A 23,669-nucleotide genomic window follows, 5' to 3' on the forward strand; every position below is an offset into this window, starting at 1 on the left:
TCCGCCTCGTTCTTCAACAGGAGCCGAATCAGACCTCCTCACCAGCAAACGCCAGCCCGCTGCGCCAGCGCCTGATCGACGACATGCGCATGCGCCAGCTTGCCCCGAAGACGCAGGAGAGCTATCTGCGCATCGTGCGCGAGTTCGCCCGGTTTCTCGAGCGCTCGCCCGACATGGCTACCGTCGAGGACCTGCGGCGCTACCAGCTGTATCTGGTCGATCACGGCACCTCGCCCGTCTCACTGAACCGCGCGATCACCGGCCTGAAGTTCTTCTTCACCGTCACGCTCGACCGGCCCGAGCTGATGGTCAGGATGCAGCCGGTGCGCGTGCCCCGCATATTGCCCGCCGTGCTTAGTCCCGATGAGGTGCGGCGCCTCATCGAGGCAGCCGGCAATGCTCGACGGCGGGTGGCTGTTTCCCGGGCTCGATCCGGTCGATGCGCTGAGCACGCGGCAACTGAACCGCGCCATTCACGCCGCCGCCGAGGCCGCGCACATCGACATCGAACGGTGCCGCACGGCGGCACTGGGCGGACATGTGCTGCGCTGTTCAGGCTGCGCAAGGACGGAAGTGTCCTTCAACTCGTGCCGGGACCGCCATTCCCCGAAGTGCCAGGCCAGTGCCGCACACCGCTGGCTGGAGGCGCGCCAGGCCGACCTGCTACCCGTCGAGTACTTCCACGTCGTCTTCACGCTTCCCGCACCCATCAGCGCGATCGCCTGGTACAACAAACGGATCATCTACGGCCTGCTGCTCGACATCGCCGCCGACACGCTGCGCACGATCGCTGCCGATCCCAGGCATCTCGGCGCGCAGATCGGGGCCACGCTCGTACTGCACACCTGGGGCTCAGCCCTTACGCATCATCCACACGCGCACGGCATCGTACCCGGCGGCGGACTCTCGCCCGATGGCGAGCGCTGGATTGCGTGCCGGCCCGGCTTCTTCCTGCCGGTGCGCGTGCTCTCACGCCTGTTCCGCCGGCGCTTCCCTCGAAGCGCTCGAACTGGCCCACCGGAATCGCCAGCTGCAGTTCTTCGGCGAGTACACCGGGCTCGCTGATCCCGCCACCTTTGCCCGCTGGCTTGCGCCGCTGCGTACCTGCGAATGGGTGGTCTACGCCAAGCGCCCGTTCGCCGGACCGAAGGCGATGCTCGAGTACCTCTCACGCTACACGCACCGCGTTGCCATCTCCAACCAGCGTCTGGTCGCCTTCGATGAGCGCGGTGTGACGTTCCGCTGGAAGGACTACCGCGCGAAGGGACACACCCGCTACAAGACCATGACCCTCGAAACCGGCGAATTCATACGCCGCTTCCTGCTCCATGTGCTGCCCGGCGGTTTCCATCGCATCCGTCACTACGGACTGCTCGCCAACCCGATACGCCGCGCCAGGCTCGCCAGGGTGCGCGATCTGCTACACGTCGCACCAGGGATCAGCCCGTCACCGGACAACGCCACCATCGAAACCCGGCCCGTCTTCATCTGCCGGCACTGTGGCGCACCGATGATCGTCGTCGACATCCTCGCGCGCAGCGCTCCGATCCGCGCACCGCCAATACGCCGGGATCAGACATGAACTTCATGGCTCCTCGATATCCGAACCGACCGTCGGCTTTGCGGCAACGCGGCCCACGAGCGGACGTTTGCGCGTGTCGCTTCTCGAAGCGCCTCCCAAGCCCGCGTCATCACCGCGATCGCACCTCAGCACCGCTTCGCCATCGCGTCAGTGCCCGTCCGGCATCCTGCCTGAACGCGCCGCATCCGGCACCACTGAGCATCCCGGCCTATCAATCGCCATAGCCGCGAAGACTTCAAGCGCTTCGGGGCACTCCGCGGTTTCCTCCATCGAGGCTTATTCGACGCCTGCCGACACGCGCGGAGGCACCGTCACATTCCTGTGGCCGATGGCAGGCATCGAATAACCCTGAACGAAAACCCGGAAGTTCGCTAACCACGCGGTGACCGCTGATAGTCGCGTGGCACGAACTTCCGGAAACGACCGACCCAACTTAGCCACAAGACGCAGCGCAACCTCAACGACCGCTTTCAGGGTCAAACGGTCCTTTCGTTATCCTGACAAGGGTTTATAGGCTGGGCTCAGCCAGATCCTCTTCCATTGAAGCCCATGCGACCATTTTTCCTGCGGAACCCACGAGGACGACAAAGCCTTGTCGACGCATAAGTGATGAACATGATGGGAGCCTTAACAAGAGGTTTGGTTGAGTGTCGGCAAGGACTGGGCGAGGCTGTTCGTGATTCAGACAAGATCGATAGGTCTAACAATGCAGTAGCGTCAAATGACGTCCGCGCGGCGGTGACATTTGAGCATCGGATTGCGGCGCTCGTTGCCGCTTAGCGCACTGCACTTTGGCTCGCAAGAACGGGCGCACAGGCTGGTCGACCGTCATGCCGATATTTTCTGTTGCTGGCAGGCCGAAATGAATACTGCGAGCCAGGCACAAAGGTCGCTTCGAGCAATCGACGGCGTACGTATGCGGAAATCGTAATGGACCCTGCACTAATTGGTAAATTCGGCTTACGGATTGGTAACGGATTTTTTTCTATTTTTTTAGCTCCTTTGTGACACCTCTTGGTCACGATCGCCTGCTTCCATGTCTCCTGCGTCGTTACAAAGCATTACAGCCGCTCGTCCTGGGGCCGGTCTGCCGTCCCCAACCATTCCGAAGATGCACGTCTCTCAGGAGCAGAACATGCACAACATTCGACCTTTTGCTGCCGCCCGCCGCATTATTCATTGCAGCACGCTTGCACTTGTCGTCCTGTCTTTTGCGTCTGGTGCGTCCGCGCAGACCTCGGCGAAGCCGGTGGTCACGCCGGGTTTTAGCCTGGCTGTGTTCGCAACTGGCTCCGGCGGCCTCATGAGCGCACCGGACTCACTGGCAGTGCTTGATGGCCACGTTTGGGTTGGCTACGCAAACAACGGTGCACCGGATGGCTCGAATGGTGCGATGAGCTTGATTGTCGAATACGCACAGGACGGCAGTGTCTTGAAGACGTATCAAGTCACGGGACACAATGATGGTTTGAAGGTCAATCCGTACACGCGCGAGATCTGGGCGATGCAGAATGAGGATGCGAATCCGAACCTCGTCATCATAAATCCCGCGACCGGCCAGGCATCCAAACCGTACTCCTTCGCCAGAACGCTGCACGGAGGCGGCTATGACGACATCGTGTTCAAGGACGGACAGGCGTTTTTCAGTGCGTCCAATCCCACCATTAATGCTAGCGGCAAGAACATGGGACCCGCGATAGTCCGCGTTGTGCACCTCGACGCAAACAGTTACACGATCGACGTCACACCGGTACTGAGAGGCTCGCTTGACGCCAGCAACATTCCATTTGGTACGGTGTCGACCCTCAACCTGACCGATCCGGATTCAATGACGCTAACGCCTGCGGGCGATGTACTGCTCGACGATCAGGGAGATGGCCAGCTTGTCCTCTTGAACGCATCGGGCGGTGAACCGCGCGTGCAATTTCTGCCACTTCTTGGCAACGTGCAGGTTGACGACACGGTATTTGCCACGGCGCGACGCGGCTACATACTGGTATCCGATACGAAGGCTAACGTGGTGTACAAGATCAGCGCCAATGTCTGGCAGCGCGACGCGGCGTTCTCCGCATCAACTGGGGTGGCCGCTACGAGTAGCACGCCGGCGGTGCCGGCTTACGTTGGTCAACTTGATTTGCGTAGCGGGGCACTTCTGCCGCTGGTCACGAATTTAGGCAGCCCGCACGGCATGGTCTTTGTGCCGACAGACGACCAGCAGTAACAGGCACGCGTCGATTCCCGTATGACGTGGTCGCCGCCAGCAGTTCTGCGGCGATTACGTCGCCGGTGCGTGTGTCCCCGGCGTCTGCACGACTTGCCAGGCGGCTGATCGAACTTCCTCGGAAAACAGGGTGTCGCGGACCGCGCGGTATTGCGCCAATTGTTTGCCTGCCCCGGCGGCGCCGGGCAGAGATATTCCTCCTGTTTTGTCAGGATTCGGCAGGAGAGCATTTCTAGGCGCCGACGATATTCTGAGCGCTACAGCGGAAGGGGGCAGGCGGCCCGAGGTACTGCCTGCGAAACGCATGTTGCCTTCGGGTGAGAGTGAATGGGTCATATCGTTACGGGTTATTGGACGTCTGCCCTCAACCACATGGCCGTGAGTCTGCCGCGGCGCGTGCGGGCAGGCGTCGAATAAGCCTCGAGGGAGGAAACCGCGGAGTGGTCCGGGGCGTTCGGAAGTTCGGGTGACTATGGCGATTGATGGTCCGGCATCCTCAGCATTTCTGGAGTACGGCGGCTCAAACAGGACGCTGGAAGAGCCCGGACGTCGTGACGATGCGATGCACTGGCGCGAGGGTGAGGATGAAGTGGACGTGCGGGGGGCTGTGTGACGCGACAGGCACAAACGTCCGCTTGTGGGCCTCGTTGCCGCAAAGCCGACGATGGGTTGGCAGATCGAGGAAGCGCCGCATTCATGGGCGGGCCTGCATCGGTGGCGCGCGAATCGGTGCGGTGCGCTGGAGGATGTCGATGACGATCATCGGGGCTCCACAGTGCCGGCAGATGAAGGCGGCTCGGGGCGCGACGACGGGTGCCCCGGATGGCGGGTCGGGTTCGGGCGTGACGTGCAGCAGCTCACGCACCTTCGCGAGACTGGCGCGGCGCACCGGGTTGGCGAGCAGCCCGTAGTGACGGATGCGATGGAAACCGCCGGGCAACACATGAAGCAGGAAGCGACGCATGAACTCGCCGGCCTCCAGCGTCATGGTCTTGTAGCGGGTGCGCCCCTTCTCGCGGTAGTCCTTCCAGCGGAACGTCACGCCGCGCTCATCGAAGGCGAGCAGACGCTGGTTGGAGATCGCGACGCGGTGCGTATAGCGCGAGAGGTACGCGAGCACGGCTTCGGGTCCCGCAAAGGGGCGCTTGGCGTACACAAACCATTCACAGGCACGCAGGGGCCCGAGCCAGCGGGCGAAGACGGCCGGATCGGCGAGCGGCGCATACTCACCGAAGAACTGCAGCTGGCCGTGGCGATGGGCATCGGCGAGCGCTTCGAGGAAGCGGCGCCGGAATAGGCGCGAGAGCACGCGCACCGGCAGGAAGAAGCCGGGCCGGCAGCCGATCCAGCGTTCGCCGTCGGGCGACAGCCCGCCGCCCGGGACGATGCCGTGCACATGTGGATGATGCGTGAGCGCTGAGCCCCACGTGTGCAGGACGAGCGTGGCCCCGATCTGGGCGCCGAGGTGCCGGGGATCCGCGGCGATCGTGCGCAGCGTGTCGGCGGCGATGTCGAACAGCAGCCCGTAGATGACCCGTTTGTTGTACCAGGCGATTGCGCCGATCGGTGCGGGCAGCGTGAAGACGACGTGGTAATACTCGACCGGCAGCAGGTCGGCGTGGCGTGCTTCGAGCCAGCGTCGTGCGGCATTGCCCTGGCACCTGGGGCAATGGCGGTTGCGGCAGGAGTTGTAGGCGATCTCAGTGCGCGCGCAGCCGGAGCAGCGCAGCACATGCCCGCCCAGCGCCGCGCTGCGGCACTGTTCGATGGCCGACATCACCTTCAGCTGCCCGAGGCTCAGGTGGAGCGTGCGACGCCACGCCGGCCCGCGGGCGCGGAAGATGTCCGCGACTTCCAGCATGAGGCACTGCCTGGCGTGTCAGTTGGCGGGCAGGTGCTCCAGCGGACTGGTGACTTCGCGCAGCAGGTCGGTGGCCACCTGCGCGTAAAGCGCGGTGGTCTCGAGCTTCTTGTGGCCGAGCAGCACCTGGATCACGCGGATGTCGACCTTCTGTTCGAGCATGTGTGTCGCGAAGCTGTGGCGCAGCGTGTGCATCGACACGCGCTTGTCGATCTGCGCGGCCTCGGCTGCAGCACGGATGGCACGGTTCAGTTGCCTCGGCGTGAGGGGATCGACGGGGTCGAGCCCGGGAAACAGCCACCCGCCGTCGGGCATCTTGCCCTGGGCGCGTGCTACGCGCCACCAGACGCGCAGGCGTTCGAGCAGCACCGGTGAGAGCATCGCGTAGCGATCCTTGCGGCCCTTGCCCTGCTCGACACGCAGCGTCATGCGCTGGCTGTCGATGTCTGTGACCTTCAGCGCCACCACTTCGCCGGCACGGAGCCCGGTGCCGTAGGCGACCGAGAGAGCCGTCTGGTGCTTGAGGTTGCCCGTTGCGGCGATGAGTCGCCGCACCTCGTCGGGACTGAGCACGACCGGCAGCGTACGGGGCACGCGCACGGGCTGCATGCGGGCCATCAGTTCGGGCTCGCGGAGCGTGATCTCGAAGAAGAACTTCAGCCCGGTGATCGCGGCGTTCAGTGACACCGGCGACGTGCCGTGATCGACCAGATGCAACTGGTAACCACGCAGCTCCTCGACCGTGGCGGTATCAGGCGAGCGCCCGAGGTATCGGGCGAACTCGCGGACGATGCGCAGATAGTTGGCTTGCGTCTTGGGGGAAAGCTGGCGCATGCGCATGTCGTCGATCATGCGCTGGCGCAACGGGCTGACAGTCGGTTGGGAGGAGGTCATGATGCGGCTCCTGTTGAAGAACGAGGCGGATTGCCTCATTCGCCAACATAAAACCGCGCGACCGGCCCCTCCCTGACCTCCAGCGCCGGACCGCAGCCCCCTACCGCGCGAGCGGTTTCGTTCGTCGACCCTAAACGGCCTTCTGCGCCTGGGTTGCGACGACGTCCGCTCTGCGTCGCGCAACGGTCATTCATCTCTTCGTAGCGGCCGGCACCGGCTACACCGATTGCGATGACCACCATCACTGCGATTCTCGTGCTCCAGCCGTTTGCGTTTGCGTTCGGTCAGGGCTCCGCGATGCAGCCGTCGCTCGCCACTGCCATCATCACGGGGCCCATTGTGCTGATGCCGTCGTCCTCCTCCTGTTGCTGCGCATGCTGTTGAGGGGGCGGCGGCGATAGTGGGACGGCGTGGCTGTAACGCTCAATTATGCCAACTGTCAGCACACCCGCCGATCATCGAGCGCCTCGTTCGCCTGCCCGAAAATCTGATGGACTTACCCCGTTCGCCCGGCGGAAAGCACGGCTGAAGTTGGCGACGTCGGTGAAACCGAGCTTGTACGCGATCTGCGATACGGACAGTTCACCTTCGACCAGCAAGGTTCGAGCGCGCGCGTCCCGGACCTGTGTCGAAAGCACGCGGAAGCCGCAATTTTCGTTCTGCAGGTGCCGGTCCAGGGTACGCGCGGAAATCCCGAGCATCTGCGCCAGTTCCTCGATCGTAGGCTGAACGCTGTCCGCTTCGTTCAGCATCATGACAACCCAGTCCCTGAAGTTGCCGTTGGCAGAAAAGGTCTTGAGCAGAAGTTTGCATCGGTCTTCTGCCCGACGCACCGCGTGCTCATCGGCCATTGGCAGCGGAGCGTCGAGACTCCACGTGTCCGCAACGATACGGATTTCCGGGAGCGCCGAAGGGCCGAAATGAACGCGGGCGGGCGCCAGTTCCCGATAGCGCGCAACGTGCGGTGGCTCCTCGAACGGCATGTACATGTCATAGACAGACGACGCGGTTTGCAGCAGTGGCGTGCACTGGAAGTGCACCGATACGGCAATTGCCTCCTGCAGCACATTCAAGGTTCGCGTCCGCATCGGGTGCGCAGGCCGGAAAATTAACTCCGCGCGATCACCGGTGCGGTGATAAAGCATTCGGAACATGGGCGTCAACAGCCGGTAGTAACGCGAACAGAGGCGCAGCACGCGATCAAGGTTTGGCGCCGAAAGCATCGCATAGCCGAGGATATCGTGAGAGTTCAGCTTGAGCCGACGGCCCCACTCGAAGCCAATGTCGCTACGCTTCGCCAGCCGCATGCCCTCCTCGATGAAGGTATCGATCTGCTCTTCAGACAGGCTGAAGTCGGTTTCCCTTATCCGGTCGGGGTCCACCTCGGCCGAACGCAACACGGCCGCCAGCGAACTGCCAGACGACCTGAAGTAATCGTCGAGCAGGAGGACATAGCGTGCCGGTACCTGGCGACTCGCGGCTTTCGGGATCATGGGAGCGTATGCAGAGGCTGATTGGCGATGATTTGGGCTGTCGAAAAATGATAACGCATTGTCTGAAAATGACAAGCGCTGCTGAATCAGCCTTGCCAGAATGCATAAAGTTCCTCGTCCAGACGGACCGGGGCATGACAAAACGGAGACAGTCCATGTTATTCGAGTCTATCAATACCGGTTGCCTCGACGGTAACGACACCCCCTGGATGCCATTCGCGCCGTACAGCAACGACGTCATGGTCAAGTACTTCAAGATCGATCCGGTACGCGGCGAGACCATTACCTTGCTGAAGGCGCCAGCCGGTGTGGAGATGCCGCGCCATCACCACACAGGGACCGTCATCGTCTATACCGTTCAGGGCAGCTGGCGCTACAAGGAGCACGACTGGGTGGCGCATGCCGGCAGCGTGGTCTACGAAACGGCATCGACGAGACACACGCCGCAGGCGGCCTATGCGGAAGGGCCGGACATCATTACCTTCAATATCGTGGCCGGCGAACTGCTGTACCTCGACGACAAAGACAACATCATCGCGGTCGAGAACTGGAAGACATCGATGGACCGTTATCTGGCGTACTGCAGGACTAACGACATCGTGCCGAAAGATCTGTCGTCCTTCGCGGCCTGATATTTGTGCCGGTTCGCATCCGCGCCGGCGCCCCGATGGGCGCCGCAGTTGCACAGTCGGTCAGTTGCCGCCAGCGTGAGCATTCTGGTCACTGACCATGTGCTACGACGGCAGTTCTTCGCAGCCAATCCGATCCGCCGATACGCAATCGGCGACCGCGACGCGCTCAGGTTCAACAGCGATGGTTCGCTCGATCTGTTGATCCGGCGCGAACGCCCGGAAGGTGACACGAGCAACTGGCTCCCTGCACCCGAGTCTGGTCGCTTCACGATGAACGTTCGCCTGTACTACCCGGACCTCGTGGCGCTCGAGGGTTCGCGGCGGCCGCCCGTTGTTCGCCGCGTGGTGGACTGATCAGCGGAGCGCTGGGCAGACAACGCAACGACGAGCACCTGGCTGCGGGGCCTGCAAAGCCCGACTGGTCCGCGCCGCTACCCGAAACGCCGTCAGCACAAATGGCCGTACGGTCGATTAAAGCACCCAGTCAGGAGAACCAGAGATGCAAGGCTTGATGATGCAGCAACCGCTGCTTGTCTCTTCGCTGCTCACGCATGCCGAACGGCATCACGGTGAGCGGGAGATCGTGTCGCGGCGAGTCGAAGGTGACATACACAGATACAGCTTTACCGAACTGGCGCGACGCTCGAGGCGGATCGCCAATGCGCTATCGTCGCTGGGCATCGATCGCGGCGATCGTGTCGCCACGCTTGCGTGGAACGGCTATCGCCACCTGGAACTGTACTTCGCGGTGTCCGGGTCCGGCGCTGTATTGCACACGCTCAATCCGCGCCTGCATGTCGATCAGCTAGCGTACATCATCGAAAACGCAAAGGATCGCGCCGTCTTTTTCGATGTCACGTTTCTGCCAGTCATCGAGGAGCTCGCAAAGCGCGTGACGGGCTCAACGGTGTTCGTCGCGATGACTACCCGCGAGCACATGCCGGCCACCCATCAGCTGCCCGTCTCCCTGTTGTGCTACGAAGATCTGATCGATTCGCACAGCGACGGATTCAGGTGGCCGCTGCTGCACGAGAACGATGCCTGTTCGCTCTGCTACACGTCGGGTACCACTGGTCTGCCGAAGGGTGTGCTCTATAGCCATCGCTCGACCGTGCTCCACACCCTGTCGGCCGCACTTCCGGACGCGCTCAACTGCTCGGCGCGCGACGCGATCCTGCCCGTGGTGCCGATGTTCCACGTGAACGCCTGGGGGCTGCCGTACATCGCCTGCATGGTCGGCGCAAAGCTGGTATTTCCCGGCCCGTACCTCGATGGCAGGTCGCTGTACGAGCTTGTCGAAGCGGAACAGGTCACCCTGTCGGCGGCTGTTCCAACCGTCTGGCAGGGACTGCTTGCGCACGCGGATGAACATCACGCCTCCTTCTCGTCGATGCGGCGTACCGTGGTTGGCGGTGCACCTTGCCCAACGGCAATGACGGCAACTTTTCAGGACCGGTATGGCGTCGACGTGCTGCACGCCTGGGGCATGACGGAGCTGAGCCCGATCGGCACAGTGTGCAGTTTCAAACCTCATCAGCTGGGACTGCCCGTCGAACAGCGCAATGCCATTCAGGCCAAACAGGGGCGTGCCGTCTTTGGGGTCGACATGAAGATCGTCGACGCCAGCGGCAATGAGCTGCCCTGGGACGGTCGTTCAACGGGCGATCTTCATGTGAGCGGCCACTGGGTAGCGCGTGAATATTTCGGCGGGGAGAACAGTTTGCCGTTGTGCAACGGCTGGTTTCCCACAGGCGACGTTGCAACGATCAATCCCGACGGATTCATGCAGATCACGGATCGCAGCAAGGACGTGATCAAGTCGGGTGGCGAGTGGATCAGTTCCATCGACATCGAGAACGTTGCAGTCCAGCATCCGGATGTATCGGGCGCCGTCTGCATCGCGGCGCGTCATCCGAAGTGGGACGAACGCCCGTTGCGGCTCGTTGTGAAGCTGCCTGGCAGCAGCATTACCAGTGACGAGCTGCTCACGCACTTCGACGGCAAGGTCGCCAAATGGTGGAAACCCGATGCGGTGGTGTTCATCGACAGCATTCCGCTCGGCGCGACCGGCAAGGTCCTCAAGAACACGCTGCGCGAACAGTTCCGCAACTACTACGTGGGTGACTGAAGGTCGTTGAAGGGATCCGTTTCGTTTCACCACAAGGGGCATCCGCCCGGATACCTTTGCTGTCTACAAACCACAAGAGGGGACACAATGAAGTTGAAGCTCAGCTGTGGCGCGGCACTGGTGCTGTTCGCCAGTGCCGCGCACGCGCAATCGTCGGTCACACTGTATGGTGTCGTGGATTCCGGTTTGCTCTATCAGAGCGCAAATGCAGCCAACTTCCAGTCCGCGGTGAATCTCGGGCATGCTTACGCGTTCAAGGACGGTGGCATCTATTCGAGCATCTGGGGCATGAGGGGTACCGAGGACATCGGCGGGGGCTTCAAGGTCAACTTCAGACTGCAGGGGGCGTTCAATACCGGAACCGGGAGGGGCGGACTGACCGACGCGCCGACCGCAACCGCGGTGTTCAACCAGCAAACGACCGTGGGCGTGTCGAGCCCGTACGGGTCCATCGACATGGGCCGGCAGATCATACCGATGATCTATGCAATGGCCGACACCGACGTACGGAACGCCCAGTATTTCGGCTCCATCCTGACCGCGTGGCTTGGCCTGAACCAGGCCGCCTTCTGGCAGGGCACCAGCACGAATGGTTCAGTGGGTGCCCTCTATGACGACAACGCGATTGTTTACCGGTCGCCGAAGTTCTACGGTGCATCGCTTGCGCTCCAGTACGCGCCGGGCGGCGTCCCGGGACAGTTCCAGGGGGGCACCCGAGAGTCGGTCGTGCTGCAGTACTCGAACTACGGCCTGAACCTCGCGGGCGTGTACTACAACGGGCACGACTCCAATCCGTTCACGACGACGCCCAGCGGAATCGTCACAGCGCCCTCGACTGGCCTGAACAACAACCAGTTCTACTATGTGGGTGCGCAGTACACGTTCCACGACTTCTCAGTGTCGACGTCATACAGCCGGGCGAGGAACCCCGCGAACATGAGTGGACCCAGGGGGTTCAACCTGGAGATGTTTTCCGGTGGGCTCGGCTACAAGTTCGGCCCGTTCTTCAAGGTCACGTCGGGCTTCTATTACCTCCATGACCGGAACGTCGGGGCCAATCACTCTGCCGAATATGCGCTGGGCGCCGAGTACGGCCTGTCCAGGCACACCCTCACCTATGCGCAGGTCGGGTACGTTGACAACCACGGCAACATGAGCCAGACGATCACCTATGGTGCGCCCGTTCCGCAGGGCAGGTCGACCACGGCGGCGATGATCGGCATCCGCAACAGCTTCTGAACCCATCCTGCACAACAAACTGGAGCATTGCATGACCACAAAGAGGGCAGTCGGGGTAGCAGGCGCCGCACTGATCGCGTTGGCATCCGTTCATGTCAATGCACAACCAGGCGCAAGTGAAGCGGGTGCCACTTCGAACGCCACCACATCCGGCGGAACGGCGAAAGACACCCGAGCTGCCAACCGCGCGCTGCGCCGGAAGGTCTACGCAGCGATCGTGAAGCACAAGGAGATCAGCGCTGGCGACATCAGTGTCGTTGCGAGGGGTGATGCAGTGACGCTCGACGGCACGGTCGAAGACGCGTCGCAGATCGACAGGGTCGCCGCAATCGCTCGCGGCGTTCCAGGTGTGGCGTCCGTGACCAACAGGCTGACCGTCAAGAAACCGTTCGGCGGCCAGTAGGACGGCAGGCGTTGGGCGGGTCCAAAAAGGGCGCCCTCGTGACAAGCAGCCTCGTGAGCGTTCCATTTAATCTTCGAATATAACCAGAAGCTAGAGGTATCTGATGAAATTCAAAATAACTGCAAGCCTTGCACTTGCCGCCAGTCTCGTGTCCGGTTCGGGATCGGCATTCGCGCTTACCGCCGATCAGGTCAAAGGCATCGCCATGGACGCGTATATCTATGGGTATTCGATGATGACCACCGAAGTCACCCGGCTCCAGATGACCCACACGACCGAGGTGTCGCTGAAGGAACTGAAAGTACCCATGGGTCAGTTCCTGAACGTGCCGCGCTATCCGCCGGCGGACTATCGCGGTGTTTCGGCACCGAACGCCGACACGCTGTATTCGATTGCCTGGATCGACGTGTCGGAGCCACAGGTCTTCAGCCATCCGGCGATGCCAGACGGCCGCTACTACATGTTCCCAATGTACGATTTGTGGATGAGCGACTTCACTTCGAAGGGCAGCCGGACTACCGGCCAAGGTGCGGCGAACTATCTGCTGACGCGCGCTGACTGGAAGGGAGAAGTACCGAAAGGGATGGTGCATATCCCGGTCGATACCCGCTACATGATCATTCTCGGGCGTACCTATGCGAACGGGACGCAAGCGGACTACAAGGCGGTGAACGGGCTGCAGTCGCAGCTGAAGGTCACGCCGCTTTCCGCCTGGGGCACTGACTACAAGCCCGCGCCCGCAGCGCTCGATCCGAATCCGCCGTTTTCGATGACCGACAAGCCGCAGAAGGTCATCCTCGACATGGGTACGAAGGGTTATTTCGACATGATGTCCCGCACTATGTGCAAGGACGCCCCGCCTGCCGGCGCGGACGCCCCAATGATCGAAAAGATGGCGCAAATCGGGCTGAAACCCTGCGAGGCGTTTGACATGACCAAGTTCGACGCGCAGACGCAAGCGGCGCTCAAGGATCTCCCTCAAGAAGCGCTGAAAAGGATTAGCGACAGCCAGAAAAGCTTTGGTCAGGTCGTCGATGGCTGGCAGATCACCACGGGCCTTGGCGTGTTCGGCACCGACTACATGAAGCGCGCGGTCGTGGCGGCCTTCGGCTGGCCGTCGAATGTGCAGGAGGATGCTGTCTATCCCTACACCAGGGTGGACAGCACCGGCGCCGCTCTCAATGGTGCCCACAAGTACACGCTCACCTTCGCCAAGGGGCAGGAGCCGCCGGTGAAGGGTTTCTGGTCCATTACCATGTATCAGGTCGATCAGGGCTGGTGGTTTGTTCCAAACGCACTGAACAAATTCACGGTCAGCCCGCGCGACGATCTGAAGAAGAACGGGGATGGCTCAGTCACGCTTTATTTCCAGACCGAATCGCCAGGCAAGGACAAGGAGGCCAACTGGCTGCCGGCCCCGAAGGGCGACTTCAACCTGATGTTGCGCATGTACTGGCCGCAGGAAAGCCATCCTTCGATCCTCAACGGCAGCTGGGCACTGCCAAAAGTCGTCAAGGTTGACTGACAAAACGCGGCGATAGAACACTCGCTGGGCCCGGCGGGACGTCGCTTCCGGGTCGGTTTTTCGAAGGGGCGCAATATCTGCGCAGGCCATGAACGCGGAGCACGCTGTTCAGTTTCATAGCCGTGCTGCCCTGGCGTATCAGTGAATTCACGCACGTACCAATTCACGTCACCACGCAAGGCGTTGCGGCTGCCGTGTATCCAGGTGTCGTGGTGACAGTTGCAGGTCTATTCCTATGGCTGCACCTCTTGCGCGTCGTTCCGGCTCGCGTCGCCGCGAGCGTTCAGTACCTCCAGCGCCTGGTCGGCATTGTCGCAGCGTCTGCGATGTTTGGCGATACGCTCGGAGCGTCATTCGTGGGCGGCGCGCTGCTCGTCTTGGCCGGACTCGTAATGACGATGAGCACGAGGAAGGCAGCCCGTTAGTCTGGCCTCAACTGAACGGCCGCAGTCTGGCACAGAAGCGACGCCTGAGCGACGCGAAGCAGTGGAAGCGAATGTCCCAAACTGGCCGATCCCAGCCTTCAGCGCTGCACTGGCGCCGACAGAAAGCCCCGCCGTACAAGCTTTCGCCCTCCGGGCGGAAGCCCGCGTACGGGACGGGCTAACGCCAGTCGGACAATGGTCGTATAGACGATTCCGAAAGCGCTTGCTAACGTTGCATTCAATTCTAGTATGAGCCCCCTCCGCCGGGCCCATTGCACACCGTGAGGCTTCGTTATGAACTGCGAAATCAAGGCGTTCTGCAACGCCTATCAGGCAATGGCGAACGCACGACGCCGCTTCGAAAGGCGTTTTCGCGGGGATCTCCCCGGGAGCGATGAGGGGGCCGATGTCCGCACGCTGACAGCAGCCTTCAATCGGACCACCTTTGCGTATCTAGCCGCCGTGGCCAAACTCAATGAGGTAGAGGAAGCTGACCGTCGATGAAGGCAGCCCATATACCGTACGTCAGCGCGAGGTCCGCCGGACGCCGCTGGCCAGCGCGGCGTTCTGGCAACGCCGGTCCAGCTCATCCCTCAGGGAGCTGTCGTTAAGAAGGCGCAGGCTCTGCTCGTCGCCATACCTGGATCGCAGGGGTTCCTCGATCGCTCGCCAGTCCGCGTATCTTCCCGTATCGGCCAGCTCGCGTGCGAAGCGCAGCATGTAGTCTTTCGCTGCATTGCGGCACCTCCGGTTTTTTTGGACACAGATTTGGGTTAAAACGTGTGTTCCAAAACGGAGTGGTTGATGTTGAAGAAAAGCAATACGAATGCGGTTTCGCCAGAGGCGCTGGAAGGAGCGCGTAGCGCGACTGGAAGCGCCTCTGGCGAAACCGAAATCAAGCGCTGGTCGACTGGCCGCAAACGTAGCGTGGTCCTTCGGTTGCTGCGCGGCGAACCCGTCGACGCGGTGTCCCGTGAAGTCGGCGTGACGATCGCCGAGCTCGAGCAATGGCGTGAGCTGGCACTGGCCGGCATGGAGGCTGGCCTGAAGGCACGCACTAGCGATCCGCTGCGAGCCCGGCTCAATGACGCCGTGCGACGCGTTGGCGAGCTGTCTGTGGAAAACGAGATCTTGCGCAGGGAACGGGAACTGCAGGCCCGTCGCCCTTTGACCGCGCGGAGATTGTCGACATGAGCCACGAGGTCTTCGTCAGTGCAGGCAAGCCCTTTGGATTGCAACGGGTTTGCCGGGTGCTCGAATTTCCACGTTCGACGATCTATGCCGTTCGTGCAAGGGCAGCGGCCAACGTGGTGCCGATCGTTCCAGGCCGCCGCGGCCCCAAGCCGAAGATGGCCGATGCCGGCCTGTTGAAGGCCATTCGCGCCGATCTGGCGGTTTCGCCCTTCAACGGCGAGGGCCATCGCGAGGTCTGGGCACGTCTGCGCATCCTGCATGACATCCGGGTCGCCCGGACCCGCGTGCTGCGGCTGATGCGCGAGCACAGTCTGCTCTCGCCGCACCGGCAAGCGCGCGGTGAACCCAGGCTTCACGACGGCCGGATCACGACTGATCGCCCCAATGAGATGTGGGGCACCGACGGTGTGCGCATCGCGACTGTGGACGACGGCATGGTATGGCTGTTCTCAAGCGTCGATCACTGCGACGGCATGTGCACCGGCATCCATGCGGCGAAAATCGGTGACCGCTTCGCCGCCCTCGAGCCGATCTCCCAGGGGCTGCTGGGCGCGTTTGGCTCGGTGGCCGCCGACTGTCGCTGCGCATGGATCACGGTTCGCAATACACCTCGGACGACTTCCGCGATCAGATCCGGTTCTGGGGCATCACGCCGAGCTACGCCTTCGTCGCCGAGCCGTAGACCAACGGCGTTGCCGAGCGGTTCAACCGCACAATGAAAGAACAGGCTTTTCATGGGCGCATCTTCAGGAATCTGCAGGAAGTTCGTGCCGCCGCCATCGCGTTCAAGGATCGATACAATCGCGATTGGCGTCTTGAAAAGCTGGGCCTCAAATCACCCCTGGAAGCCCGTCAGGAAAGGCTCATGAAGCTTGCCGCCTGAACTGCAAAAGCGTGTCCAAACAACCGGAGCCGGTACACGCGATACGATGTGTCAGCCACCGGTCGTCTTCGGAATTTCCCTGTTCACATCTACCCTGAAGCCGCCATTTTCCGCGCTTGCGTTGAACATAAACTGCTTCGATCGGATGCCGTGAAAGTGATAAAAAATACATGCCGATCACGACCCCGAACCGGTGGTTGTTCCTGGGCATGCTGCTGCTTGCTGTTTCGCTCAGCCTGCTTCTTGTGGTGCTGCTTGGTGGCTCGGTCTGGCCGCGGGGCACGCCTGTTTCGGGCCGGGCGGAAAAGCAGGCTGCTACTATCAGCCCGGGGGCGATCAACAGCGCGAACAGCAATGCCACAGGCGACCAGCCTGTGGCTGGTCGCCTACACGAGTCCGCAGATCCTCGGATGCACTGACGCATCAGAATCGCCAGAAAAGGAAGTGATGGTGCGCGCGCGCATGAGCTGTGTGCGACGGATTACTCACGGGCGCAAGCTGCGCGTGGGCATCAACGACCTGTGCGCGCAGTGCCATGTCATAGAAGGCCCCCACCATCGGCAATGCGCCATGCGCACCTTTGCCCCAGTAGTCGTTGCGCAATGTCACGCGTGCGTCGTCGAAGCCCACCCAGGCACCGGCGACCAGCTGCGGATGGATCAGGATGAACCAGCTGTCCGTGTTGTCCTGCGTCGTTCCGGTCTTGCCCGCCACGTCGGCATGAATGCCGAAACGTGTCCTGATGTCGGAGCCAGTGCCCCGATTGACGACGTCACGCATCACGTCGACCAGCTTGAGCGCAGCGGCAGGCGGTAGCGCCTGCGTTGGCCGCGCAGCAGGGAACTCGGCGAGCATGTTGCCGTTGCGATCCTCGATACGTGTCACCATGCGTGGTTCGACATAGGCTCCCCGGTTTGCGATCGTGCAATACGCCGAGACCATCTCCTTGAGCGTGACCGGGCTCGTACCAAGGGCAAGCGACGGCACGGCATCAAGGGGACTTTCGCGCACGCCCATCTGGCGTGCGAGCGCCGCAACCTTTGCCGGTCCCTCCCGCTGCATGAGCTGGGCTGTCACGCGATTGCGTGAAAAAGCAAGCGCATTGCGCAGTGTCATCGGCCGGCCGGTAGGGGGCTCGGGGTCGGTCGGCCGCCAAACCGCATTGCCCTTCAATGCAATGGCAACGTTGCGGTCGACGATTGTGTCGCCTGGTTGCGCACCATCGGCAAACGCCGCACCATACACAAAAGCCTTGAAGGTGGAGCCGGGTTGCCGACGGGCCTGCTGCACGTGATCGAATGGCTCATCGCGATAGTCCTGGCTGCCGACCCATGCCTTGATGTCTCCATTGCGTGGATCGATGGCGACGAATCCGGCCTGAATCTGGGTTTTGCTGTGGCAGAGCGCACCCACAAACGCCGCGTCCTGCGCAAGTTTCCTGATTGCGGCCTGATCGGAGAGGCCGGTGTCCCGTGCGGTCCGGTACTCCGCTGTCTGTCTGATGAAGGACTGGAACAGTTCGTTACCCGGCCAGCAGCCTGTGCGCTCGTTCCATGTGCCGCTGGCGATCCACTGCAGCTGGCTGGCCTGCCAGGCAACGGCCTGTGTCGCCGTTGCCTGAAGTCGGGAATCGATGGTCGTGCGCACCACGAGCCCGTCCGAATAGATGTTGTAGCCGTTGCGATCAGCCCACGCGGTCAACCACCTGCGCAGCTGCACTGCGAAATGCGGAGCAGTGCCAATGGGCTCGGTCTGGGGTTCGAAATCGACATCAAGCGGTTGCCAGTTCAGTCGTGCATATTCAGTAGAACTGAGCTTGCCGTATTTCGACATCTGCGCAAGTACCGTATTGCGGCGTTCCAGTGCGCGCTCAGGATTGAGCACGGGGTTGAACGTGCTATTCGCCTTCAGCATGCCAACGAGCGTTGCGCTCTCGAGGACATCGAGGTCTGCTGCGCGCTTTCCGAAGTAGGTGCGCGCAGCCATCTCGACGCCGTAGGCGTTGTACAGGAGCGGCACGGTGTTGAGGTACGTCTCGAGGATCTGGTCCTTGCTGTAGACGGATTCGATCTTGAGCGCCGTGATCGCTTCCTTGAGTTTGCGTGTCAACGTCGGTGCGCGACCGATTTCATCGGGATACAGGTTGCGTGCCAGTTGCTGCGTGATGGTGGAGCCACCCTGCCGGGCCCCGGAGAATGTGCGCAATGCCGCCGACGGAATGCGTCTCAGGTCAATACCGTGATGCTGGTAGAAGCGGCGGCCCTCGGTCGCGATCAGGGCATCCACCACATGCGGTGAAATCTCGCTGAGCGTGACCCACTCGCGATGGACTGGCTTGAATTCCGCGAGCACGGTGCCGTCGGCGGAGAGGATCAGCGCGGGACGGTCGACGCGGGCCTTGCGGATGTCACCGAGTCGGGGTGTGAATGGAATAAGGGCCAGCGTATACGCGAGCGACAGCGCAGGCACAGCGGCAATTGCCAGTGCAATGCCGCGACGTGTCGGATGGCGAATGCTGTGCCACGTCGCAGCGATAAGGCGCGCGGTCATTGCACCGGCGCCGGCGGCCGCTGCCCGACCGGATTTCACTCAGCGTGCGCAGAGTTCACGAAAGAGCGACACATACGGGTGATTCACGGTGGTTGAGCCATGTACGAAACGCCGGATCGTTCTTGTTACCGATGTTGAAGGCCTTGACGAATTTCGCGGGCATCAGTTTGACCTGGTGCCCCATTTTCGTCCGGGCGCGAGCCCAGTGCTGAGCGCCGCCACACGCCTCCATTCCGATCAAGCAGGGCGTGCGGTTCGCGAAATGCTCGAGAAACGCTGTGCGCCTGATCGATTTGTTAACAACCTCCCCGGTGTCGGGATCGATCCAGTGCATCTGCATCACGTTCTTGGCGATGTCCACGCCGATGGTCGTATAGTTCACTTTGGATCCTCCGGTTGCCTGTGAAGATCTCATGATCTTCCAATCTGGGCACTCTGATGCCGTCGGCCCGTGAGGATCCGCCCCCCGCAGGCTCCTTCACGGTAGGCGGGGCCGTTCATATCATTCCACCCTGCCCACCGGCAAAGAGCAACCAGATATCGGCCTGCGAGTCACACCGGGAGTTCATAGAGGCCCAGTTGCGGCTGCGGCGCAACGCCATGGCCATCTACCAGGATCTGGTGGACCGGTTTGGCTTTGCTGCCGGATACGACAGCGTCAAGCGGTTCGTGCGGACATTGCGCCAGCATGAACCGGCCCAGTTTGACCGGCTGGATTTCCAGCCTGCGGACTAATCGCAAGCTTGCGATTAGTCCGCAGGAAGGAGACCGATGGTTCGATCCGCCTGTTTGTTGGTACCCTGACGGACATCACACGTCGCACGCTCGCAGAAGAAGCGATTCGGGAGGCGGATCGGCTCAAGGATGCGTTTCTCGCAACGTTGGCGCACGAATTGACGAATCCGCTCGCGCCGATACGCAACGCGGCGCAGATCCTTAAGCAGGTTGGGGCTGATCTTCCGTCGGAGGTGGAAAGGGCGCGCATGACAGTCGAGCGCCAGTGCGCGCATCTGAGCCGTCTGATCGATGATCTGCTGGACGTGTCCAGGATCAGCAGCGGCGAGATCCGGCTGCGCCGGGAAATATTCGATATCCGGGACGCGGTCCGAAACGCGGTCGAGATTGCCTGCCGTCAGCGAACGAGCACCGCGACAGTATCAGAGTAACGCTGCCCGACAGTCCTGTTGCCGTGGATGGCGACCAGACGAGGCTCACACAGGTGGTGTCCAATCTTCTGGACAACGCGATCAAGTATTCGGGTGACGGGTCTGAGATCACGGTCGATGTTTCGGCGCGCCATGACCGGGTGCAGATCACCGTGACCGACAGGGGAGTCGGCATTCCGACATCGCAGCTCGCTCGTATGTTCGAGCCGTACGTGCAGCTTGCGCCTGCGGATGGCAGGGCGCAGTCGGGTCTGGGAATTGGTCTGTCTGTGGTGCGGAATCTCGTTGACATGCACGGTGGACACGTCACTGCTGCAAGCGACGGCGCGGGCAAGGGAGCACGCTTTACCGTCTCGCTGTCGACCACCCGGGCAATCGGCGCTGGTGCGACAAACGTGGCCGAACCGTCGAAGCAGCAAACGAGACGGTTGCGTGTGCTGGTTGTCGATGACAACCGGGACGCTGCAGAATCACTGGCAATGGTCCTGCACCGGCATGAAGTCCAATGCGCGTTCGATGGAGAAACCGCCCTTTCAATTGCCAGGCAGTTTCATGCCGACGCCATCATTCTCGATCTCGGCTTGCCGGGGATCAGCGGTTACGAACTCGCGCGACGGCTGCGAATGCTACCGGAGACCGCAAATGCCGTCCTGGTTGCGCTGAGCGGATATGGAGCACCCGACGACCTTAGGCGGTCCCGCGACGCGGGATGTACAGAACACTTCGTGAAGCCGGTGGATCCAGAGGTGTTGATCGCATTCCTGCAAAGAAGTTGAGGAATGCATATTAAAGTGTTTCTCCACGCGACCCGGCAAAGCATTGACCGAACGGGGGAGACACACGCCGGTTCAACAAGCAGTACGGAAGCGCGATGACAGCCAGTTACACGGAGGAATTGCGTCGCGCGCAAGCCCACGAATATGGTTCCGTCACCGAGGTCCATTGCACTCGCCGTCATTGACAAGGGCGCTCAGGGCGCTCCCGAGTACCGCCATTGTTGGACAGCACCCGCGCGTGTCCCGGCGGGGACTTCTGGGCTATCACGGCGCGCGAAGGCAAAGCCGAACTCTGCCGCGTTTATCCGCTCCGCTGGAAATTCAGTATCTCTCTCCCCAAGGGAGTTTGAGTGGGGCGCACGGCAATGCCTGTCTGACTGCCGTCCTGTTAAACTAAGCGCCACGCGCCCACGCCCGGATGATGTCGTATCCCGGAGCTCCAGGTTTGCTGGCGCAGCATCGCGAGAAATCCGCGTTAGCCACCGGCGTTCGCACGTGCAAGACAGGCATAGCGCTTTCGCTCGCGGCCCATAAAGGGACTACGAGCGCTCCATCGACGGGATGGTCAGCCTGCGCGGCGCCACAATGCGTCAATCGACCCAGGCTCTTCGCGTGAGAGACCTCGCTGGGCAGGTAATGAGGCGATTCGCGGTTTGGTCGGCATATTTCACTACATTGGAACAGAACGCAATGAACAAGCACGAACTGATTGCTGAGGTTGCGGAACAGACCGGGCTTTCGAAGTCCGCGACGAGTGAAGCGATCTAGACGCTGATCGGAACGATTACCAAAGCGATTGCAGCCGGGCAGACCGTACAGCTCGTCGGGTTTGGCAGCTTCACGACCGGCCAACGCGCGGCGCGCACCGGGCGCAACCCGTCGACCGGCCAGGAGATGAAGATCCCCGCAGCGAAGACTGTCAAGTTCACAGCGGGCAAGGCATTCAAGAATACAGTGAATGCCGCGAGCTAAGCTGTTGCTGGGTTGGATGCGGCAAGGGCGCGCGTCGCTCAGACCGGAGCATTGGCGCGCAGGCCATCGTGGAAAAAATAGCCTGCGGTTTGCGTGATCCTGACGACGCCGATTCGCCTGCCAGTGGAGCAGGCTTCGCCGTTTCGTTGGCCACGCGAAGCCGCAAGGCCAGGACCGCGGTAGCCGCGTGCCAAGTGCACCGGGCCCGGATGGCGGCGAGGCTGTTGACGCAGGCCTTGCGGCGCACCAGTGAGCTGACGTTCGGTCAGCAGTTCGTTTCACTGGTGCGGGCGCGTGGCATGAATGAAACAGGCCTTATGCTTTATTCATCGTCACGAGCCAACCCGTTGACCTAGAATAGGAATCGGTAACCGCCGTTACAGACGTGCGCCGGTTCTGGCGGTAAATACTACCTGAACAGCACGGCAGGCCGGGACGACCGGGCGGCGTCCATTCGCCGCCCGCACGAACGCGTGCCGCCACGGTGATACAGGCCAGCATCGGCGAAATTACCTGGACCGCGAAGATCCTGATGTCCTGGGCAAAGCCCATTCCATTAATCTGGACGAGGCCGGGGCTGGGGCCGGACCTCCGCGCCTTTCATGTTACCCGCGATGGCTGGCTGTTTATATTGGGCCGTTGACCGAAAACGACGAGGCGATTGCAGGGCAATCATCTTCACAGAGACCTCGGGCTGCACTGTCGCCCGTGCCGCGGACGGTACCCGCTTGCTCACGTAGCAGTGGGCGGCGCAACGTTGGACCCAGGCCGTGACCGGGCATGGCTGGCGTCGTCGCGGACTGGCACCCCGTGTCGGCGCTCGCGATGCAATGGGCCACAACGGGGCGACGGCAGATGGAGGGTCGCAATTTGCGAGTCGACGGATTCGCGCCTCTCTCACAATGACCGTACGAGAGCGGATGGCTATGGCGACAATACAGCGCAGCAAGGATAGCGGCAAGCTGGCTGAATTCGCGAATATCCGTGCGAGCCTGACCGTGCGGGCCGCCACTGGCGAACTGAAAATCATCGCTGTCTGCCAGGCGATCGGAGAGCACGCCGCACAGGCAGGGCGGGCGCGAATACATCAGGATAGCAAGCATAACTTTGAAGAAATAACGGTCATGTTTGAATCCATCTCGTCTGCGGACCTGACCGAAATCGCCGGACGGCTGAATGCCTTGCCCTGGGTTACCGTCGCGACACCTCGCCCCGGTGCAATTGAGGATCCGTCCATCGACGCACCGCGCCGTTGACGAGGGTCGAACAGGGTCGCATGTGCCGGACAGGAACGCCGGAAAGCAAGGAGATCGCAATGCCGTTGAAAATGCGACCGCCCCCAGCGGCAGATCTGGCGCGCTGCAGGATCGATTATCCGGTTGACCTCGCACGCGGCAGTTCTCACATTGGTAGTACACTTTCACCGTCTGGCCAGCAAGCGGCGATTGATGAAACGTTCTCCGAATTTGTAGGGCGGTACGGAACCCGGGATGTTCTGGCGTTCGCTGAAATTCTCGCCAGCATCCTGGAAGAGCGGCAGCGCCCGGATGCGGCGTTAGCGGTTCGCCAGAGGGCGCGCGCGCTATAAAAGCCTCGGGATATGCTGCCTTCAATCGCCTTGAAGCCTTCGGGTCAGCCACCTGCGCGACTTGCTAAGGGTATGCCTGCCATGCGCTTCTTCTGGCTTGTCACCAGACAATGGGAGGTCGCGGGTTGCCTCTGCGA

Annotated in this window: 22 protein-coding genes and 5 pseudogenes; 21 read left to right on the forward strand and 6 right to left on the reverse strand. The window is 61.7% G+C overall.

Annotated features, from left to right (window positions below; genetic code table 11):
• Window positions 1-83 precede the first annotated feature (83 nt).
• The 3 genes and pseudogenes from AB4Y35_RS36410 to AB4Y35_RS36420 all read left to right on the forward strand — a co-directional run.
• Window positions 84-504, forward strand: a pseudogene (locus tag AB4Y35_RS36410) (phage integrase N-terminal SAM-like domain-containing protein); the annotation flags it as partial.
• A pseudogene (locus AB4Y35_RS36415) lies at window positions 499-1,582 on the forward strand (IS91 family transposase). The pseudogenes AB4Y35_RS36410 and AB4Y35_RS36415, both read left to right, overlap by 6 nt.
• 1,135 nt (window positions 1,583-2,717) lie before the next feature.
• Window positions 2,718-3,803 (forward strand): hypothetical protein, encoded by a 1,086-nt coding sequence (locus tag AB4Y35_RS36420; RefSeq protein WP_368708234.1) that lies wholly within the window; start codon window positions 2,718-2,720, stop codon window positions 3,801-3,803.
• A gap of 694 nt (window positions 3,804-4,497) precedes the next feature.
• Here AB4Y35_RS36420 and AB4Y35_RS36425 read toward each other — a convergent pair.
• The 3 genes from AB4Y35_RS36425 to AB4Y35_RS36435 all read right to left on the reverse strand — a co-directional run bounded on the left by AB4Y35_RS36425 (window position 4,498) and on the right by AB4Y35_RS36435 (window position 8,051).
• On the reverse strand, window positions 4,498-5,664 hold the full coding sequence (locus AB4Y35_RS36425; RefSeq protein ID WP_368708235.1) for an IS91 family transposase: 1,167 nt from the start codon (window positions 5,662-5,664) through the stop codon (window positions 4,498-4,500).
• 18 nt (window positions 5,665-5,682) lie between these two features.
• The gene (locus AB4Y35_RS36430) at window positions 5,683-6,558 is read right to left on the reverse strand and encodes a tyrosine-type recombinase/integrase (protein WP_368708236.1); all 876 of its coding nucleotides are present in this window, start codon (window positions 6,556-6,558) and stop codon (window positions 5,683-5,685) included.
• Between the two features lie 455 nt (window positions 6,559-7,013).
• Window positions 7,014-8,051 (reverse strand): AraC family transcriptional regulator ligand-binding domain-containing protein, encoded by a 1,038-nt coding sequence (locus tag AB4Y35_RS36435; protein ID WP_368708237.1) that lies wholly within the window; start codon window positions 8,049-8,051, stop codon window positions 7,014-7,016.
• A 155-nt stretch (window positions 8,052-8,206) separates the two neighbouring features.
• Between AB4Y35_RS36435 and AB4Y35_RS36440 the strand changes: the two genes are divergently transcribed.
• From AB4Y35_RS36440 to AB4Y35_RS36475, 8 genes are all read left to right on the forward strand, one after another.
• On the forward strand, window positions 8,207-8,683 hold the full coding sequence (locus AB4Y35_RS36440; protein WP_368708238.1) for a 2,4'-dihydroxyacetophenone dioxygenase family protein: 477 nt from the start codon (window positions 8,207-8,209) through the stop codon (window positions 8,681-8,683).
• A gap of 75 nt (window positions 8,684-8,758) precedes the next feature.
• Window positions 8,759-9,037 carry a DUF1214 domain-containing protein gene (locus AB4Y35_RS36445; RefSeq protein ID WP_368708239.1) on the forward strand — a complete coding sequence of 93 codons (279 nt, stop codon included), beginning with the start codon at window positions 8,759-8,761 and terminating at the stop codon, window positions 9,035-9,037.
• A 145-nt stretch (window positions 9,038-9,182) separates the two neighbouring features.
• Window positions 9,183-10,811, forward strand: a complete 1,629-nt coding sequence (locus AB4Y35_RS36450) for a 3-(methylthio)propionyl-CoA ligase (protein ID WP_368708240.1) — start codon at window positions 9,183-9,185, stop codon at window positions 10,809-10,811.
• An 87-nt stretch (window positions 10,812-10,898) separates the two neighbouring features.
• Window positions 10,899-12,050, forward strand: a complete 1,152-nt coding sequence (locus AB4Y35_RS36455) for a porin (protein ID WP_368708241.1) — start codon at window positions 10,899-10,901, stop codon at window positions 12,048-12,050.
• Window positions 12,051-12,081: 31 nt separating this feature from the next.
• Window positions 12,082-12,453 carry a BON domain-containing protein gene (locus AB4Y35_RS36460; RefSeq protein WP_368708242.1) on the forward strand — a complete coding sequence of 124 codons (372 nt, stop codon included), beginning with the start codon at window positions 12,082-12,084 and terminating at the stop codon, window positions 12,451-12,453.
• 103 nt (window positions 12,454-12,556) lie between these two features.
• Window positions 12,557-13,978, forward strand: coding sequence for a DUF1254 domain-containing protein (locus tag AB4Y35_RS36465; RefSeq protein WP_368708243.1), 1,422 nt, complete (start codon window positions 12,557-12,559; stop codon window positions 13,976-13,978).
• 104 nt (window positions 13,979-14,082) lie between these two features.
• Window positions 14,083-14,403 carry an EamA family transporter gene (locus tag AB4Y35_RS36470; RefSeq protein WP_368708385.1) on the forward strand — a complete coding sequence of 107 codons (321 nt, stop codon included), beginning with the start codon at window positions 14,083-14,085 and terminating at the stop codon, window positions 14,401-14,403.
• 294 nt (window positions 14,404-14,697) lie between these two features.
• Entirely contained in the window at window positions 14,698-14,907 is a 210-nt protein-coding gene (locus AB4Y35_RS36475; protein ID WP_368708244.1) for a hypothetical protein, read from the forward strand.
• A 21-nt stretch (window positions 14,908-14,928) separates the two neighbouring features.
• Here the strand turns inward: AB4Y35_RS36475 and AB4Y35_RS36480 are convergent, their stop codons facing one another.
• Entirely contained in the window at window positions 14,929-15,123 is a 195-nt protein-coding gene (locus tag AB4Y35_RS36480) for a hypothetical protein (RefSeq protein ID WP_368708245.1), read from the reverse strand.
• An 84-nt stretch (window positions 15,124-15,207) separates the two neighbouring features.
• Between AB4Y35_RS36480 and AB4Y35_RS36485 the strand changes: the two genes are divergently transcribed.
• From AB4Y35_RS36485 to AB4Y35_RS36500, 4 genes are all read left to right on the forward strand, one after another.
• Entirely contained in the window at window positions 15,208-15,597 is a 390-nt protein-coding gene (locus AB4Y35_RS36485) for a transposase (RefSeq protein ID WP_368708246.1), read from the forward strand.
• Window positions 15,594-16,316 (forward strand): IS3 family transposase, encoded by a 723-nt coding sequence (locus tag AB4Y35_RS36490; protein WP_368708247.1) that lies wholly within the window; start codon window positions 15,594-15,596, stop codon window positions 16,314-16,316. The genes AB4Y35_RS36485 and AB4Y35_RS36490 overlap by 4 nt, the downstream gene beginning before the upstream one ends.
• On the forward strand, window positions 16,313-16,480 hold the full coding sequence (locus AB4Y35_RS36495) for a hypothetical protein (protein WP_368708248.1): 168 nt from the start codon (window positions 16,313-16,315) through the stop codon (window positions 16,478-16,480). The genes AB4Y35_RS36490 and AB4Y35_RS36495 overlap by 4 nt, the downstream gene beginning before the upstream one ends.
• A 170-nt stretch (window positions 16,481-16,650) precedes the next feature.
• Entirely contained in the window at window positions 16,651-16,899 is a 249-nt protein-coding gene (locus tag AB4Y35_RS36500) for a hypothetical protein (RefSeq protein ID WP_368708249.1), read from the forward strand.
• A 4-nt stretch (window positions 16,900-16,903) separates the two neighbouring features.
• Here the strand turns inward: AB4Y35_RS36500 and AB4Y35_RS36505 are convergent, their stop codons facing one another.
• Both AB4Y35_RS36505 and AB4Y35_RS36510 read right to left on the reverse strand, forming a co-directional pair.
• Window positions 16,904-19,030 (reverse strand): penicillin-binding protein 1A, encoded by a 2,127-nt coding sequence (locus AB4Y35_RS36505; RefSeq protein WP_368708250.1) that lies wholly within the window; start codon window positions 19,028-19,030, stop codon window positions 16,904-16,906.
• A gap of 115 nt (window positions 19,031-19,145) precedes the next feature.
• Window positions 19,146-19,412, reverse strand: a pseudogene (locus AB4Y35_RS36510) (IS110 family transposase); the annotation flags it as partial.
• A 158-nt stretch (window positions 19,413-19,570) separates the two neighbouring features.
• Here AB4Y35_RS36510 and AB4Y35_RS36515 point away from each other — a divergent pair.
• The 6 genes and pseudogenes from AB4Y35_RS36515 to AB4Y35_RS36540 form a co-directional block, all read left to right on the forward strand.
• Window positions 19,571-19,762 (forward strand): annotated as a pseudogene (locus tag AB4Y35_RS36515) (IS21 family transposase); the annotation flags it as partial.
• 11 nt (window positions 19,763-19,773) lie between these two features.
• Window positions 19,774-20,196, forward strand: a complete 423-nt coding sequence (locus tag AB4Y35_RS36520; protein WP_368708251.1) for a sensor histidine kinase — start codon at window positions 19,774-19,776, stop codon at window positions 20,194-20,196.
• Window positions 20,197-20,249: 53 nt separating this feature from the next.
• On the forward strand, window positions 20,250-20,972 hold the full coding sequence (locus AB4Y35_RS36525; RefSeq protein ID WP_368708252.1) for an ATP-binding protein: 723 nt from the start codon (window positions 20,250-20,252) through the stop codon (window positions 20,970-20,972).
• A 690-nt stretch (window positions 20,973-21,662) separates the two neighbouring features.
• Window positions 21,663-21,944: pseudogene (locus tag AB4Y35_RS36530) on the forward strand (HU family DNA-binding protein).
• A gap of 920 nt (window positions 21,945-22,864) precedes the next feature.
• Window positions 22,865-23,200 carry a hypothetical protein gene (locus tag AB4Y35_RS36535; RefSeq protein WP_368708253.1) on the forward strand — a complete coding sequence of 112 codons (336 nt, stop codon included), beginning with the start codon at window positions 22,865-22,867 and terminating at the stop codon, window positions 23,198-23,200.
• Between the two features lie 59 nt (window positions 23,201-23,259).
• Window positions 23,260-23,532 carry a hypothetical protein gene (locus tag AB4Y35_RS36540; RefSeq protein WP_368708254.1) on the forward strand — a complete coding sequence of 91 codons (273 nt, stop codon included), beginning with the start codon at window positions 23,260-23,262 and terminating at the stop codon, window positions 23,530-23,532.
• Window positions 23,533-23,669 lie beyond the last annotated feature (137 nt).

The sequence above is a fragment of the Paraburkholderia sp. EG286A genome, from assembly GCF_040965375.1.
GTDB lineage: Bacteria > Pseudomonadota > Gammaproteobacteria > Burkholderiales > Burkholderiaceae > Paraburkholderia.

Bases quoted from the DNA above. Each gene is read 5' to 3' on its own strand.
- AB4Y35_RS36535 (WP_368708253.1), top strand. From the start codon at position 22,865: ATGGCTATGGCGACAATACAGCGCAGCAAGGATAGCGGCAAGCTGGCT.
- AB4Y35_RS36540 (WP_368708254.1), top strand. From the start codon at position 23,260: ATGCCGTTGAAAATGCGACCGCCCCCAGCGGCAGATCTGGCGCGCTGC.
- AB4Y35_RS36500 (WP_368708249.1), top strand. From the start codon at position 16,651: ATGCCGATCACGACCCCGAACCGGTGGTTGTTCCTGGGCATGCTGCTG.
- AB4Y35_RS36450 (WP_368708240.1), top strand. From the start codon at position 9,183: ATGCAAGGCTTGATGATGCAGCAACCGCTGCTTGTCTCTTCGCTGCTC.
- AB4Y35_RS36425 (WP_368708235.1), bottom strand. From the start codon at position 5,664: ATGCTGGAAGTCGCGGACATCTTCCGCGCCCGCGGGCCGGCGTGGCGT.
- AB4Y35_RS36485 (WP_368708246.1), top strand. From the start codon at position 15,208: ATGTTGAAGAAAAGCAATACGAATGCGGTTTCGCCAGAGGCGCTGGAA.
- AB4Y35_RS36430 (WP_368708236.1), bottom strand. From the start codon at position 6,558: ATGACCTCCTCCCAACCGACTGTCAGCCCGTTGCGCCAGCGCATGATC.
- AB4Y35_RS36435 (WP_368708237.1), bottom strand. From the start codon at position 8,051: ATGATCCCGAAAGCCGCGAGTCGCCAGGTACCGGCACGCTATGTCCTC.
- AB4Y35_RS36440 (WP_368708238.1), top strand. From the start codon at position 8,207: ATGTTATTCGAGTCTATCAATACCGGTTGCCTCGACGGTAACGACACC.
- AB4Y35_RS36420 (WP_368708234.1), top strand. From the start codon at position 2,718: ATGCACAACATTCGACCTTTTGCTGCCGCCCGCCGCATTATTCATTGC.
- AB4Y35_RS36490 (WP_368708247.1), top strand. From the start codon at position 15,594: ATGAGCCACGAGGTCTTCGTCAGTGCAGGCAAGCCCTTTGGATTGCAA.
- AB4Y35_RS36505 (WP_368708250.1), bottom strand. From the start codon at position 19,030: ATGACCGCGCGCCTTATCGCTGCGACGTGGCACAGCATTCGCCATCCG.
- AB4Y35_RS36455 (WP_368708241.1), top strand. From the start codon at position 10,899: ATGAAGTTGAAGCTCAGCTGTGGCGCGGCACTGGTGCTGTTCGCCAGT.
- AB4Y35_RS36475 (WP_368708244.1), top strand. From the start codon at position 14,698: ATGAACTGCGAAATCAAGGCGTTCTGCAACGCCTATCAGGCAATGGCG.
- AB4Y35_RS36460 (WP_368708242.1), top strand. From the start codon at position 12,082: ATGACCACAAAGAGGGCAGTCGGGGTAGCAGGCGCCGCACTGATCGCG.
- AB4Y35_RS36480 (WP_368708245.1), bottom strand. From the start codon at position 15,123: ATGCTGCGCTTCGCACGCGAGCTGGCCGATACGGGAAGATACGCGGAC.
- AB4Y35_RS36465 (WP_368708243.1), top strand. From the start codon at position 12,557: ATGAAATTCAAAATAACTGCAAGCCTTGCACTTGCCGCCAGTCTCGTG.
- AB4Y35_RS36495 (WP_368708248.1), top strand. From the start codon at position 16,313: ATGAAAGAACAGGCTTTTCATGGGCGCATCTTCAGGAATCTGCAGGAA.